The organism is Reinekea sp. (assembly GCF_046710285.1).
Taxonomy (GTDB): Bacteria; Pseudomonadota; Gammaproteobacteria; order Pseudomonadales; family Natronospirillaceae; genus Reinekea.
In genome coordinates this window covers 67,816-81,972 of sequence record NZ_JBKEGY010000013.1, presented here as the reverse complement: position 1 = coordinate 81,972, position 14,157 = coordinate 67,816, and the positions used below count along the sequence as shown (strand labels likewise).

Below are 14,157 nucleotides of genomic sequence, written 5' to 3'. Positions count from 1 at the left end.
TAGTAGAGCTAAATTAAAAGTGTAGATAGACAAGCTATATACAGTGTCGGCTGATATTTGGATGACATAAATTTAGTCTGCTATTTACCAAGGTTAGTGCTCATGATCGTTGCTGTTGCCCCCTACGGAAGGGTTTACGGTGACCGAAATTTTAAGCGATAGGTCGCTTAACTCCGCGTAAACCGTGAAATATTTATAGGACAGTATTGGGAATAGCCCGATTGTTATGTCCGTCTAAATTATTCTGGGGTGTTTGTTTTATCGACTGGGGGGTGGTGACGATCTAAAAGGCCGACATCTAACACGGGTGAGGCATCAATGTGCTGAGCGTTCATCATTTGAGCAACGCGTTGCAATGACGCAATGATCATGGTTTGTTCCCACTCTTGAAGATCGGCGAATTGCTTGGCAAAGGAATCTTGAAGAGGTGTAGGGGCATCCTTAAGGACTTCTACACCCAAGTCTGAAAGCAATGCATGTACCTTTCTTTTGTCTGTTGTAGAACGCTCTCGATAAACCAGCGAGCGTTTTTCTAGGCGGTCAATAATCGTTGTAACCGTCGCCTGACTTAGGTTCATGCTGTTGGCTATTTCCCCTATTGTTACATTACCCATTGTGCGGATGGTCTGTAATAACAATATTTGTGGCGCAGTAAGCCCAGTTGTCTTAGCTAGGTGTTTAGAGTGTAGATCGGTCGCTCGAATCACACGTCGTAAAGAAACAAGGACTTCATCTATCTTATTCACGTCGAATTCTTCCAGGTTAGGGGGTATTTGGGAAAAATTATACATCACTCACTCCAATAGCCCTAAAACTCTAGGCATTGTTTCGAAATTTCAGCCGTTTAATTTCATATTCTAAGAAGTTTTTATGAAAAATAAGCACTTTATAAATAATTTATTTAGTGTACTATATATAAAAATTAAATATTAGGCCTATTTAACGCCTTTTAAGATATATATGCCTTTTAAATCACGTTTATATGGTTAGTGAGCTAAATATTAGTGTTGAGAGTGAGATATGACAATTAAAACAGAGTTAGCCGTACCTAAAAGCCAAGATGGCTATGCCGTGAATCAGTTAATTGGCCGGTGCGCGCCACTAGATGAAAACTCGATCTACTGCAACTTGTTGCAGTGCGATCATTTTGCACAAACATCTGTCATTGCTAAAAAAGACGCCCAAGTGGTTGGTTTTATTAGTGGTTATCGTTTGCCGACACGTTTGAATACCTTGTTTATATGGCAGGTCGCGGTAGATCAAAGCGAGCGAGGAACAGGCTTGGCAACAAAGATGCTCTTGGATTTACTAGAGAGATCAGCGATGGAGGGTGTTTCGATGCTTGAGACAACCATTACGAAAGATAACGAAGGTTCATGGGCGCTATTTACACGCTTAGCGGACCGTTTAAAGGCGCCGCTTGAGAAATCTCAGCATTACGAGTCCGAAGCGCACTTTAATAAAGTACATGATACCGAGTGGCTAGTTCGAATTGGCCCGTTCTAAATTTAAATTAGATATTGGAGTTTATAATGAAAGTTTTTCAAGATTTTGAATCAGAAGTACAGTCTTATGCTCGTTCTTTTCCTGTTGTATTTAACAAAGCACAAGGCGAATACCTGTATGGGGAAGATGGTAAAGAGTATTTAGACTTTTTAGCCGGTGCTGGAACGTTGAACTACGGACATAACAACGCTCACATTAAAGGTGCGTTGGTAGATTACATCGCAGAAGATGGTGTGACGCATGGTCTAGATATGCACACTAAAGCAAAAGGCGAGTTTTTACAGGCCTTTAACGATATTATTTTGAAACCTCGTGATATGAATTATGTCATGCAGTTTACTGGTCCAACGGGCACAAACGCAGTTGAAGCCGCATTAAAACTTGCACGTAATATTACGGGTCGTGAAAACATTATTTCTTTTACTAACGGTTTCCATGGCGTGAGTATGGGGGCTTTAGCTGCAACAGGTAACTCACATCACCGCGGCGCTGCAGGGGTTAGTCTATCGGGCGTAAGCCGTATGCCATTTGACGGTTACTTAGGTGACGATGTCGATACCAATGCCTATTTAGATAAAGTGCTCAGCGATTCAAGTAGTGGCATTGATAAGCCAGCAGCTGTCATTGTTGAGACTGTGCAAGGTGAAGGTGGCGTAAACGCTGCCAGTGTTGAATGGTTGCAAGGCTTACAGGCAGTTTGTAATAAGCATGACGTGCTATTTATTGTTGATGATATTCAAGCAGGTTGTGGCCGTACAGGGACTTTCTTTAGTTTCGAAGAATCTGGTGTTTCACCAGACATTGTAACCTTGTCTAAATCTCTAAGTGGTTACGGCCTGCCATTTGCAGTTGTGCTAATGAAACCAGAGCTAGACCAATGGAAGCCAGGTGAGCATAACGGTACTTTCCGTGGTAATAACTTAGCCTTTGTGACTGCAACAGCGACACTAGAGCATTACTGGCGCACAGATGAGTTTTCAAAAGATATTATGCAAAAGGGTAAGTACATCAATAAACGCCTTTCTGCCATGGTAGAGAAATACAGTGAAGGTAAGTTTGATGCCCGCGGCCGTGGTATGTTCCAAGGCATTAACTGTATTGACGGTGAGATTGCCTCTAAGATTACCAAAGAAGCTTTTCGCAATGGCATGATTATCGAAACCAGTGGTGCAGACGATCAGGTTGTGAAAGTATTCTGCCCATTGACGATCAGCGAAGGCAACTTAAAGCGTGGTATGGATATTCTGGAAAAGGCAGTCGAAAGAGTGTGCTCACAAGCAGATGTGATTCCACATGAGACTGACTACTTTGATAATGTTCAAGTTGATGATGAAGACGCCCAATGGGTTAGCTAAGCTGTTTGGAAATTTGAATAGGGTTGAAATGGAATTGTTTCAACCCCTTATTTAATTAAGGTTATTGAGTTGAGGTAACGATGATTTATAGAACGCTAGAAAGCGCTGAAAAAGAAGGCCGAAAAATTGTTTCTCCAGATGGTAATTGGGATAGCACCCGGTTGTTATTGAAAGATGATAATATGGGTTTCTCGTTTCATATCACAACAATATTTAAAGATGCTGACTTCGAAATGCATTATCAAAATCACTTAGAGTCAGTCTACTGTGTCAGCGGTAGAGGAGAAGTAGAAACTCTTTCTGATGGCAAAAAGTATCCGATTAGCCCAGGGACCATTTATATTTTAGATAAGCATGATAAGCATATGTTGCGTGCTTTTGAAGAAATGAAGATGGCTTGTGTGTTTAATCCACCACTGAATGGTAAAGAGGTGCATAACAAAGAAGGTGCTTATGAGCTAGACGCAGAATCAATTGACTAAAACTGTCAGTTAGAATCGCGTAACCAGTCAAAGTAGGTCTTTGGCTGGTGGTTATTTAACTCATAGCAATGGAGCATTAGATATTATTATGCATACAATAGAAAAGATTGGCGGAACCTCAATGAATGATTATGAGTCGGTCCGAGACAATATTATTTTCAAACCAACTCAAGCCGAGCTGTTTTATAATCGAGTATTTGTAGTATCTGCTTACGGTGGCATTACCGACCGATTATTAGAGCATAAAAAAAGCGCTCAGCCTGGTGTATTCAAACTATTTTCGAGCAGTATTGAGGATGATGGTTGGTTAACTGCATTAAATAACTTACGCAGCGACATGCATGAAATTAATCGTGAGTTCTTTGAGCAAGATTTAGAGCAGTTATTAAAGGCCAATGAATTTGTAGATGAGCGTATTGAAGAAGCTCAAACCTGTTTATCAGATTTACAAAGTTTATGCCGTCACGGGCACTTCGCATTAGAAGCTCATCTTCATACGGTGCGAGAAATGTTAGCCAGCATTGGTGAAGCGCACAGTGCTTGGAATATGGCCTCTTTGCTAAAGCGCGATGGCATAAATGCACGCTTTGTCGATTTAACGGGTTGGCGTACTCAAAGTCATCTGACATTAGATGACCGGATAACAAATGCATTTAGTGATATCGACCTTACGAAAGAAATGCCGATTGTGACGGGCTATGCCCATACTGAAGACGGCCTAATGTCGACTTTCGATCGTGGTTATAGTGAAATGACTTTTAGCCGGCTGGCGGTACTAACTCAGGCTGAAGAAGCGATTATTCACAAGGAGTTTCACTTATCCAGTGCAGACCCTCGATTAGTGGGTACCGACAATGCAGTCCCGATCGGGCGTACAAACTATGATGTAGCAGATCAACTAGCCAATTTAGGAATGGAAGCTATTCATCCGAAAGCAGCTAAAGGCTTGCGCCAAAATGATATCGCTCTTAGGGTGAAGAATACCTTTGAACCAGAACACAAAGGCACCCTAATTACAGGTGATTATATAAGTGAATCTCCCTGTGTCGAAATAATCGCGGGTAAAAAAGGCGTTTATGCTATTGAAGTCTTTGATCAAGATATGGCTGGGCTCTTTCATATATACGACCCACAAATAGTTGCCGTTATTAAAGAATACAAAGCACTTATTGTATCGAAAGACATTAACGCTAATACGGTTACACATTACTTATCGACAAACTTAAAAACCATAAAACGAATTCGTAAAAAACTGGAAACGCTCTTTCCTCAAGCAGAATTGGATCAACGTAAAGTTGCCATCGTTTCAGCGATTGGTAGTGATCTAGCCATTAAAGGGCTTCTAGCCAAAACTTCAAAAGCAATCGCGGATGCTGATGTAGGTGTACTTGCTGTTCATCAATGTATGAGGCAGGTTGATATCCAGTTTGTTGTAGAAGAAGAAGATTACGATAAGACCATAAAAGCGTTACACTCTGCCCTCGTTGAAATATTCGATCATGGTAGGGCCATATGTTTAGCATCGTAAGTAGAGCTAGTTTCATTGTGTTGTTAGTCATCTCGATGTCGGTTTGGGCAGAAGAGGGGGCTAGTTCCACTGAACGTCCTACTGATGAACAAATAGCTGCGCAAAATATGGAAGTCATTGACGCGTTAGATGAACCATTATATTCACCTTTCGTGGAGCGTTATGTTCTCGATGAATTGAGACTGTTGCGCTCTGACATGGCCTTACAAAAACATGAGTTGATGCAACAAGTGTTAGATCGAGAGCATAGATCTGTAGATCGAGGCGTAGCCTATGCAACAGACACCATTACTTACTTTTTTTACCTTATAGCGGCAGCCAGTTCCATTTTAGTAATTGTTGGTTGGACTTCGATTCGGGAAATTAAGGAGCGTGTTCACAGCTACGCAAACGATGAGATCACTAAACTGGTGTCAGAATACGAGCGGCGTTTAGAAAAAATAGAGAAGCAAATTTTAATAAAAACTCAAGATATCGAGGAAAATCGCGAGGGTATTGAAGTTGCGCGTGAGGTGCAATCTTTATGGATGCGCTCTCAGCAAGAACTTAATGCTTCTAGTAAAATTCGTATTTACGATCAAATTATTGCGGTTAATCCAGACGATGTCGAAGCTTATACTTATAAAGCAGATGCAGTACTAGAGATGGAAGAGCCTCAATGGGCTATTAATTTATGCCAGTTAGCCTTAGAGAAAGACCCAGACAATGCGCACGCATTTTTTCAACTAGCCTGTGCCCACGCAACGTTAAATAACTTAGATGAAGCCTTGCGATACACATTAGAAGCTTATCGATGTGATGAGAACTACCGCGAAGAAATACTCAAAGAAGAGTTATTAAAGCCGTTATGGTCGCTACCAGAATTTAATAGTAAATTCTCTTAACCATTAAGCGCCTGTTAGCCATAACAGGCAGCTAGAATTAACTGTTTATAAAGTTGTTAATCTGTTCCATTGGCATATGGTCACTGGTGTCTCGACCGTACCAAACATGCTCCACCTTACCTGTCGCATTAATTAAAAACTCAGCGGGCACCAATTTAACGTGTGGGTTAGGTTGAGGATAGCCACCTTTGAGCATGCCTTTTATGATTCTAGGCAATTTAAAGAATATGGCTTTAAACAAAGCTGAAACGCTGTGTTCAACACCATACTGACTATATAGGTCCAAGTCGGCATCACTAATAATTCGGAAAGGCCGTGGATATTTAGCGACATATCGGCGCACTTCATCTGCAGGCGAACTAAAGACTGCAATTATTTCAAAATCTTTGTCGTGCCAGTTTTTATATTTTTGAGTGAGCTCATAAACGCGAAAGTTACAAAAAGGACAAGCGGCATCTCGAAAAAACGCCAACATGACCTTCTTGCCTTTATAATCGCTGAGTTTAATCGGTTTGCCATAAACATCATTTGTTGAGAAATCGATACTGGGGCAAGGAGGGGTAAGGCGCATACAGATCCTGTTTGTTTAGTAATTTAGTAGGACTATACACGCGCTTTTCGATTATAGATCTATCAAGTTTAGTGACTTAACAAGTATTTTACGCAAAAACTATGATTTGAGATTGCTCAATCTCCTTAACTGTCTTTGGTGTGTGCTTGCATGCGACCACGAAGCTGGTTTTCCCATTCTTCCATGAGCTCACCAATACGCTTCATATAGGCTTCATTTTCGGTTGTAGGGGTGTTGATATCGTGCAAGTCAGCAACTTCTAGCATCGAAGCGCGGTCCACAGTTTCAAACTCTTTGGCCATCAAATATGCAGATTGCTCACTAATTCCCATAGCTTTAATGGCACTTTTACCCATTCTTATTGAGCTATCGTAGTGTTCTCGGATAATATCTCGACAACCAACCGCCCAAAGATCGTAAACATGGCTTCGGTCACATGCTCGCGCTACAACATGTACGGTTGGGTGGTTTTTAACGACGTAGCGAGTTAGTTCGGTGATTTTTTCTTTATTATCTATGGCTATAACTAGTAGCTTAGCATTTGCTAAACCAGCTGAATTTAGTAAGTCTGGGCGGGTCCCGTCACCAAAATAGATGCTGAAACCAAGTTTGCGCAGAAAATCGAGCTGGGCAGAGCTATAATCAATGACTGTTGTGTTATAGCCGGCTCCACGCAACATTCGGTTGACTATACCACCTATTCGCCCATGACCTACGATAATGACATCACCTTGTTCAGTGATTTCATCCATGACTGGTTCAGGTTCCACAAAATGTTTAACTATAACTTTGTCGTAAAGTATAAATAGCAGTGGTGTTAACAACATTGACAGTGCAACCACGAGCATCAACTGATCGGCAACCGCGCTTGGAATAACAGAGCTTGCGACTGTGAATGATAGCAACACAAAACCAAACTCACCCGCTTGCGCCAGTCCAAGTGCCATCAGCCACCTATCTTGTGGTTTGAGTTTGAAAACGTAGCCAAGTATTGCCAAGACAATAGCTTTAAAGGTTAATAAGCCAATAGTTAAAGCAATTACATTGATCAAATTATCGAATAGCAGAACAAAATTGATACTCGCACCAACGGTAATAAAAAAGAGGCCAAGTAACAGGGCTTTAAAGGGTTCAATATCGGCCTCAAGTTCGTGGCGGTATTCACTATTGGCCAATACGACACCAGCCAAGAACGTGCCTAACGCTGGAGATAAGCCAACCAATGTCATTAGTAACGCAATACCGATAACCATCATTAGAGCGGTTGCAGTAAATAATTCACTCAGTTTTGCTTTGGAAATAAAGCGAAATAAAGGTCCTGTTAAGTAACTTCCTAAAAACAACACAAAAGCAACGGCGGCTACCGTTATTAAGGCAGTTTGCCAGCCACTGAGCCCTTCAACTAGGCTGAGTGTTGCGCTGTGACCCGTACTTTCAACAGTTGAATGTCCAGTTGCTAAAGAATTGATAGTGAGCAGTGGGATAAGGGCGAGCATAGGAATCACGGCTATATCTTGAAACAGTAAGACAGAAAAGCTAGCTTGACCGCCATCACTTTTCATTAAGCTCTTTTCATTTAAAGTTTGTAATACTATCGCCGTAGATGAAAGCGAAAAAACCAAGCCGATTGCCAGCGCAACTGTCCAGGGCTGGCCAAGTAACATGGCCGCAGCCATAACACCCAAAATGGAGATTGAAACTTGTAAGCCGCCGAGCCCAATGAGCTTATGCCGCATAGCCCAAAGCATTTTTGGTTCGAGCTCAAGGCCGACCAAGAATAACATCATCACCACCCCGAACTCTGCGAAGTGTTGTATTGAGACAACATCCACGTTTAACGCAATTAACAGAGGGCTTATTAAAATGCCGGCGAGTAAGTACCCTAATACTGAACCAAGCCCGAGTTTACTTGCGATAGGGACAGCAAAAACGCTCGCAACTAAGAATATAAATGCTAAAAGTAAGAAGTCAGTCACTGGATTGCCTAGGTTATATTTTTGAAGTTGCAGTATAACCCGACGCTGTGGCTATATTACATTAAGAGTTTTGCGATATTTGAGTGTCACTGAGGTTTGCATTAAACTGTTTCAATACTTGGAAAGAGTGAATTGACCGAACCTTCGCTACAAATGTAAACCAGCCTGCTAGCTAAAGTAAGGCTACAAATAGAGGTACAGGTGAGTCCTCGGCCACTGCTTTCAGTCGTTCAATGAGAAGATAACAATGACATTTGAAGAAATAGTTTCAATTACCCCCTACAGTTGGACATCTATCTTATCCGCTATTGTTTGTGGCCTTATAATCGGTTTAGAACGTCAATTAAGAGGCAAGCCCGTAGGTATACGGACATCTTCGTTGATTGTCTTAGGGACATACATCTTTATTGCCTCCTCAATGGCCGTTGCAACGAGCGTATCTGACCCTTCAAGGATTATCGGGCAGGTTGTTACCGGCGTTGGTTTTCTAGGAGCCGGCGTTATGATGGCGAAAGGAGGCATGGTGGTTGGTGTAACTTCTGCAGCTGCTATTTGGTCCTTAGCGGCATTAGGGGTATGTATTGCAGCGGTCGACTCTTTCATAGCAATTAAACTGTCTATTGTCGTCGTTGGGATTCTATATGGCGTTGATTTACTGGAAGACTATTCTTCTAACTTTACTCGAGGAGCGCATCGTAAACTTAAAAAATGGCGTAATAACCCATAATCTAAATTAAAGGTTGTATGGCGCCGGTGCTTAACTAGGTCTAATCTGATATTAGATAATGACCGAAAGCACAATAGTGATGGCCCAGTTTCAAGCAGAAGGTATAGACACAGATAGCATTCAAGATTTCATAGCCGAATATGAAGACTTATATCAAGCTGCCGAAAAAACAATATTAGACCTAGAGCATCATCCAGAAGACAGCGAATTATTAAATGCTTTGTTTCGAGCGATTCATACGATAAAAGGCAATTGCGGTTATTTGGCGATAACGCCTTTGATTGAATTATTGCAAGAGCTTGAGAGTTTACTTCATCTTATTCGCACGGGGGATATGGTGTTTAGCCCACTTGTGGGTGATATTACATTGCTCATTATGGATCGTTGCTCGACATTTTTAGCACAGTTACAACAGTATTTCTCTGTGAACTATGATGCCGCATTGTTTAAACTTATAGAAACTCAATTAAAGGATGTTTTCACCAGCGCGTCAGAATTGCGACCTACTTTTTTATCCCACCTTTTAATGACACTAGATCCCAGTACTGTCGGCGATGTTGCACTGACGGACACTCAAAACAGTGCACTTGTAAACGGCTTCTCGGACGATCTTCAATTTGTCTACGAAGCTGCACTAACTACTCAAAACCGAACCTCGTATTGGCATGGCCGGTTAGATCGAGTTATTAGTTTGCTGTTAAAGTTAAACGACAGTATTGAGAACGGGCTTGATCATGAGTCACTAATCGCAGCCGTTTGCATACACGATATCAGTATGGCATTTTTACCTTCAAGCCTTCTCAATAAACCAGAGCAATTAACACAGCAAGAATTTTTGCAAATGCGAGAGCATGTGCCTTTGGCTGTGCGCATGGCGAAAAACTTTCAATATTGGGATCAAACTCGACAAATCTTGGAAGATCATCATGAGCATTTAGATGGATCAGGATATCCTTATGGCAAGCAGGGCGCTGAAATATATATTGGCGCGCAAATGTTAGCGATTGTGCATGCTTATGAAGCAATTACTCATGGTTATTCGCGTGATATCAGCCGAAAGCGGCCATTGATGAGAGCCGTTATGGAGTTAAATCGCCATATCGATTATCAATTTAACCGAAGTTTGGTTGAAGCCTTTATGAAGGTAATACGACCTTAACTAAAACTATGTCTGCTTTACTTACTTTAGCCTCCATTATTTGTTCCGCTAATGCTACAGAGATCCTAATAATGCACTTCTACTAAACGAAAGTAGTGTATTCACGATAGCGATAAAACGCCATGCCAATACTACTTAGTGAATCATAGTAGTTATTAAGCTTAATCTGCTTTAAAATGACTTGAGTCCAAAAAATACTTAGGATACAAACCATTGTATAGCTTATCCAAATACCCTTTTCTTGCGTTAAGGTTAATCACCCTTTTCGTTATATACACTACCTGCCGCATCATATTCTTCGTCTACAATATTGAATTTTTTCCTAATACCGATATTGATGCGCTGGGCTATATGCTGTTTGGTGGCATGAGGTTTGACCTTACGGCGATTCTTTATACTAATGGTTTATACCTTTTGGCAGTCGCAATTCCATTTCCATTTAGACTTGAATATACCAAATATTATCAATGGTTCTGGAACTTGTATTATCTGGTCATTAACACTATTGCCATTGCCGTTAATTTTATCGACACCATTTATTATCAATATACCTTGCATCGATCAACTTTCATGGTCATTTCAGAATTTGAAAACGAATCCAATGTTGGAGGCATAATCTTTAGCGGGTTATTTGATTTCTGGCCTTTGACTCTTGCATTTCTATTGGTCATGGGACTTTTTGTATTCTTATTTAGACTAATAAAACTGGCACCTTCGAACATGGGAAGCGTTGCATTTTACTCCATCTATTTATTGTTAGTTATACCTCTATTGTACTTTTCAATAATTGGTATCCGTGGAGGTTTTGGCTCACATACTCGACCGATTGCAATGAACAATGCTGGGGAATATGTTACGCGAGCAAGCCAAATGTCGATTGTGCTCAACACGCCATTTACGTTAATCCGAACTATTAAAAAGAAAGCTTTCACGCGTTACTCCTTCTTTGAAACCGAATCCGAACTTAAACAAGTATTTGATCCAGAACATCCAAAACGTTTCACTCAAGAGGCTCAATTAGATACAAACGTAGTTATATTAATTATGGAAAGTTTCGGTGCGGAAGTTTCGGGGTTCCTAAATAAAGAATTAGACAACGGAACCTACGAAGGGTTAGTGCCATTTTTGGATACATTGATGGCGGATAGTTTGACCTTTGAATATGGTTTTGCACATGGGCGAAAGTCTATCGATGCCATTCCCGCTATTGTTTCCGGCATTCCTTCAATGATCGTTCCATATGTAATTTCTAATTATGGCACAAATAAAATTAATGGCTTGGGCTCAATTTTAGACAGCCAAGGATACTATACTGCTTTCTTTCACGGTGCTCCAAATGGATCAATGGGTTTTAATTCAATAATGAACTTGGCTGGATTTCGAAGCTATTTTGGCATGAGTGAATTCAAGCAAGCAGGGCTATATAATGAAAACTCGTATGATGGCACATGGGGGATTTGGGATGATGAGTTTATGCAATACATGGCATCAACAATTAACGAACTTCCCCAGCCGTTTGCAACAACTTTCTTTAGCTTGTCTTCTCATCACCCAAATGTTATTCCTGAGCAATTTGAGAATAAATTTAAAGAAGGGGATACTATTGGCAATTATACTTTTCAATATGCTGACTATGCGTTAAAACACTTCTTTGAAGTCGCTTCGAAAATGCCTTGGTATGACAATACGTTGTTCGTAATTGTTGCAGATCATGCAACAACTAATTATCACTCTGAGTATAAAAGTGATTTCGGTCGTTACAGAATTCCAATTGTATTCTATAAGCCTGACGGCTCATTGCGCAAACTCAGTCAGACTGTAGCGCAGCAGTCTGATATATTTCCAACTGTATTAGATATTCTTAATATTGATGAAGAATACTTCTCGTATGGAAACAGCCTAATTGACAGCGATTCACCAAAGTTCGCAGTAACTTATGTTAATAATAATTATCAACTAGTGATGGGTGACTGGGTTATGCAATATGATGGGGAAGTTGTTAATTCGTTTTATAATTATAAAAAAGATATCGAGCTAACGACGAATTTGGTTGAAAGCACAGAGCCAGCGGTATTGCAGGATCTTGAAAAGATGACAGTTTTTCTCAAAGCCTATTTGCAGCAATATAATAATCGGATGATTGAAGACCGCTTAGTTCTAGATAATTAAACTAGGCGAGAAGGTTTCAACCCAGATCAGCTAAGGGGGTTAAGGACTAGATAGGGCGGTTCCGCCCTATCTAGATGAGTACGACTAAACGTTGAATCGGAAGTGCATAACATCGCCATCTTTCACGATGTATTCCTTTCCTTCAAGTCGCCACTTACCTGCGTCTTTTGCGCCAGATTCGCCATTGAATTCAATAAAGTCTTCATAAGCGACTGTTTCTGCACGAATAAAGCCCTTTTCGAAGTCTGTATGAATAACACCTGCAGCATTAGGAGCTGTGGCGCCAATTTTAACTGTCCAAGCCCGAACTTCTTGAACACCAGCGGTAAAGAAGGTTTGTAGCCCTAGCAAGCTATAAGAAGCCCGAATAACCTTGTTTAAGCCTGGTTCATCCATGCCAAGGTCGGCAAGGAATTCCATTTTTTCTTCATCATCTAGCTCTGCAATTTCAGACTCAAGCTTATTACAGATGACAACAACTTCTGCTTTTTCAGCCGCAGCGATCTCACGTACTCGATCTAAATAAGGGTTATCTTCAAAGCCATCTTCATTAACGTTTGCGATGTAAAGGGTCGGCTTTGTTGTCAGTAGATGAAACTGATGTAAATCTTTTCGCTCATCATCGGTTAAATCAACCGAACGCACAGGCATTGCTTGATCTAATGTAGGTTTGATTTTTTCCAGTAAAGCCACCAATCGAATGGCTTCTTTATCTTGGCCCTTGGCTTTTTTAAGCAGCTTATGAAGTTGCTTATCAACAGCATCTAAGTCAGAGAGTGCCAATTCGGTATTGATTACTTCAATATCTGATGCCGGGTCAACCTTGTTTGAAACGTGAATAACGTTGTCATTATCGAAACAGCGAACAACATGAGCAATGGCGTCAGTTTCTCGAATGTTTGCTAAAAACTGGTTACCAAGACCTTCTCCTTTTGAAGCACCAGCAACTAAACCGGCGATGTCTACGAACTCCATGGTCGTTGGCAAAATGCGCTTAGGATTTACAATGGCGGCAATCTTATCTTGACGAGGATCAGGTACGGGAACGACACCAGTATTAGGTTCGATAGTACAAAATGGAAAGTTCTCTGCGTCGATGCCAGCTTGCGTTAAGGCGTTAAATAAGGTGGATTTACCGACGTTTGGTAAGCCAACGATGCCACATTTGATACCCATATTCGGATCTCCAAAAATTATTCAGCTTTAAAACTGTGAAGGTTATTCATTGCTTTTGACCAATTGCCATCAAAAGCCAGTTCAGTTTGTTCTATTGCGCAATCGATAGCGCGCTCAAGAGATATTCTTTCTTCTACTTTGGCTTTAGATAACACAAAGTCAGATACATCTTTGGCATGGCCAGGGTGCCCAATACCAAGACGTAATCGGTAAAAATTCTTATTGTTGGCCAGTGCCGAGATTATATCTCTTAAACCATTATGGCCACCATGACCTCCGCCTAATTTGAATCTAGCTGTACCGGGTTCTATATCGAGTTCATCGTGAGCAACTAAAATATTTTCAGTAGAGATTTTATAGAAGTTTGCAAAGCTACCAACGGCTTGACCACTCCGATTCATGAAGCTCATCGGTTTAATCAACCAAACTTTAGTTTGATTCACTAATATATGGCATATCTCGGCACCGTACTTGGATTCGAACTTCCAATTACCTTGATATTTTCGCGCCAGTTCGTCAACGTAGTCAAAGCCGGCATTATGGCGAGTAGCGCTATATTGCGCGCCTGGGTTACCTAAGCCAACTACTAACTGAATATTGTCATTCATATCTTGAATCGTTCTT

General features: G+C 40.9%; 13 protein-coding genes. 8 read left to right on the top strand and 5 right to left on the bottom strand.

Going from position 1 to position 14,157, the window contains the following annotated elements; all coding sequences use genetic code 11:
• Nucleotides 1-239 precede the first annotated feature (239 nt).
• Complete coding sequence (locus tag ACI882_RS10730; protein ID WP_411745870.1) at nt 240-791, bottom strand: MarR family winged helix-turn-helix transcriptional regulator; 552 nt, start codon at nt 789-791, stop codon at nt 240-242.
• A gap of 229 nt (nt 792-1,020) precedes the next feature.
• On the opposite strand from ACI882_RS10730, the gene ectA reads away from it, so the two are divergent.
• The 5 genes from ectA to ACI882_RS10705 all read left to right on the top strand — a co-directional run bounded on the left by ectA (nt 1,021) and on the right by ACI882_RS10705 (nt 5,755).
• Complete coding sequence (gene ectA / locus ACI882_RS10725) at nt 1,021-1,506, top strand: diaminobutyrate acetyltransferase (protein WP_411745869.1); 486 nt, start codon at nt 1,021-1,023, stop codon at nt 1,504-1,506.
• A gap of 26 nt (nt 1,507-1,532) precedes the next feature.
• Nucleotides 1,533-2,861: a diaminobutyrate--2-oxoglutarate transaminase gene (gene ectB, locus ACI882_RS10720; protein ID WP_411745868.1), complete on the top strand. Its 1,329-nt coding sequence runs from the start codon at nt 1,533-1,535 to the stop codon at nt 2,859-2,861.
• A gap of 80 nt (nt 2,862-2,941) precedes the next feature.
• Nucleotides 2,942-3,343 carry an ectoine synthase gene (locus ACI882_RS10715; RefSeq protein WP_411745867.1) on the top strand — a complete coding sequence of 134 codons (402 nt, stop codon included), beginning with the start codon at nt 2,942-2,944 and terminating at the stop codon, nt 3,341-3,343.
• 88 nt (nt 3,344-3,431) lie between these two features.
• The gene (locus tag ACI882_RS10710; RefSeq protein WP_411746902.1) at nt 3,432-4,871 is read left to right on the top strand and encodes an aspartate kinase; all 1,440 of its coding nucleotides are present in this window, start codon (nt 3,432-3,434) and stop codon (nt 4,869-4,871) included.
• Entirely contained in the window at nt 4,856-5,755 is a 900-nt protein-coding gene (locus ACI882_RS10705) for a tetratricopeptide repeat protein (protein ID WP_411745472.1), read from the top strand. Before ACI882_RS10710 ends, ACI882_RS10705 begins: the two co-directional genes overlap by 16 nt.
• 37 nt (nt 5,756-5,792) lie before the next feature.
• On the opposite strand, the gene ACI882_RS10700 is transcribed toward ACI882_RS10705, so the two are convergent.
• Both ACI882_RS10700 and ACI882_RS10695 read right to left on the bottom strand, forming a co-directional pair.
• Nucleotides 5,793-6,326, bottom strand: coding sequence for a peroxiredoxin family protein (locus ACI882_RS10700; protein ID WP_411745471.1), 534 nt, complete (start codon nt 6,324-6,326; stop codon nt 5,793-5,795).
• Nucleotides 6,327-6,451: 125 nt separating this feature from the next.
• Complete coding sequence (locus ACI882_RS10695; RefSeq protein WP_411745470.1) at nt 6,452-8,302, bottom strand: monovalent cation:proton antiporter-2 (CPA2) family protein; 1,851 nt, start codon at nt 8,300-8,302, stop codon at nt 6,452-6,454.
• Between the two features lie 247 nt (nt 8,303-8,549).
• On the opposite strand from ACI882_RS10695, the gene ACI882_RS10690 reads away from it, so the two are divergent.
• The 3 genes from ACI882_RS10690 (at nt 8,550) to ACI882_RS10680 (ending at nt 12,357) form a co-directional block, all read left to right on the top strand.
• Nucleotides 8,550-9,029 (top strand): MgtC/SapB family protein, encoded by a 480-nt coding sequence (locus ACI882_RS10690; RefSeq protein ID WP_411745469.1) that lies wholly within the window; start codon nt 8,550-8,552, stop codon nt 9,027-9,029.
• A 79-nt stretch (nt 9,030-9,108) separates the two neighbouring features.
• A complete protein-coding gene (locus ACI882_RS10685; RefSeq protein ID WP_411746901.1) occupies nt 9,109-10,188 on the top strand; it encodes an HD-GYP domain-containing protein in 1,080 nt (359 codons plus the stop codon).
• A gap of 213 nt (nt 10,189-10,401) precedes the next feature.
• Nucleotides 10,402-12,357: an LTA synthase family protein gene (locus ACI882_RS10680; RefSeq protein ID WP_411748475.1), complete on the top strand. Its 1,956-nt coding sequence runs from the start codon at nt 10,402-10,404 to the stop codon at nt 12,355-12,357.
• A gap of 84 nt (nt 12,358-12,441) precedes the next feature.
• Here the strand turns inward: ACI882_RS10680 and ychF are convergent, their stop codons facing one another.
• Both ychF and pth read right to left on the bottom strand, forming a co-directional pair.
• Nucleotides 12,442-13,533: a redox-regulated ATPase YchF gene (gene ychF / locus ACI882_RS10675; RefSeq protein ID WP_411743700.1), complete on the bottom strand. Its 1,092-nt coding sequence runs from the start codon at nt 13,531-13,533 to the stop codon at nt 12,442-12,444.
• Between the two features lie 17 nt (nt 13,534-13,550).
• Nucleotides 13,551-14,141, bottom strand: coding sequence for an aminoacyl-tRNA hydrolase (pth, locus tag ACI882_RS10670; RefSeq protein WP_411743701.1), 591 nt, complete (start codon nt 14,139-14,141; stop codon nt 13,551-13,553).
• Nucleotides 14,142-14,157 lie beyond the last annotated feature (16 nt).

Bases quoted from the DNA above. Each gene is read 5' to 3' on its own strand.
- ACI882_RS10705 (WP_411745472.1), top strand. From the start codon at position 4,856: ATGTTTAGCATCGTAAGTAGAGCTAGTTTCATTGTGTTGTTAGTCATC.
- ACI882_RS10700 (WP_411745471.1), bottom strand. From the start codon at position 6,326: ATGCGCCTTACCCCTCCTTGCCCCAGTATCGATTTCTCAACAAATGAT.
- ectB (WP_411745868.1), top strand. From the start codon at position 1,533: ATGAAAGTTTTTCAAGATTTTGAATCAGAAGTACAGTCTTATGCTCGT.
- ACI882_RS10730 (WP_411745870.1), bottom strand. From the start codon at position 791: ATGTATAATTTTTCCCAAATACCCCCTAACCTGGAAGAATTCGACGTG.
- pth (WP_411743701.1), bottom strand. From the start codon at position 14,141: ATGAATGACAATATTCAGTTAGTAGTTGGCTTAGGTAACCCAGGCGCG.
- ACI882_RS10690 (WP_411745469.1), top strand. From the start codon at position 8,550: ATGACATTTGAAGAAATAGTTTCAATTACCCCCTACAGTTGGACATCT.
- ACI882_RS10710 (WP_411746902.1), top strand. From the start codon at position 3,432: ATGCATACAATAGAAAAGATTGGCGGAACCTCAATGAATGATTATGAG.
- ACI882_RS10715 (WP_411745867.1), top strand. From the start codon at position 2,942: ATGATTTATAGAACGCTAGAAAGCGCTGAAAAAGAAGGCCGAAAAATT.
- ychF (WP_411743700.1), bottom strand. From the start codon at position 13,533: ATGGGTATCAAATGTGGCATCGTTGGCTTACCAAACGTCGGTAAATCC.
- ACI882_RS10685 (WP_411746901.1), top strand. From the start codon at position 9,109: ATGGCCCAGTTTCAAGCAGAAGGTATAGACACAGATAGCATTCAAGAT.
- ectA (WP_411745869.1), top strand. From the start codon at position 1,021: ATGACAATTAAAACAGAGTTAGCCGTACCTAAAAGCCAAGATGGCTAT.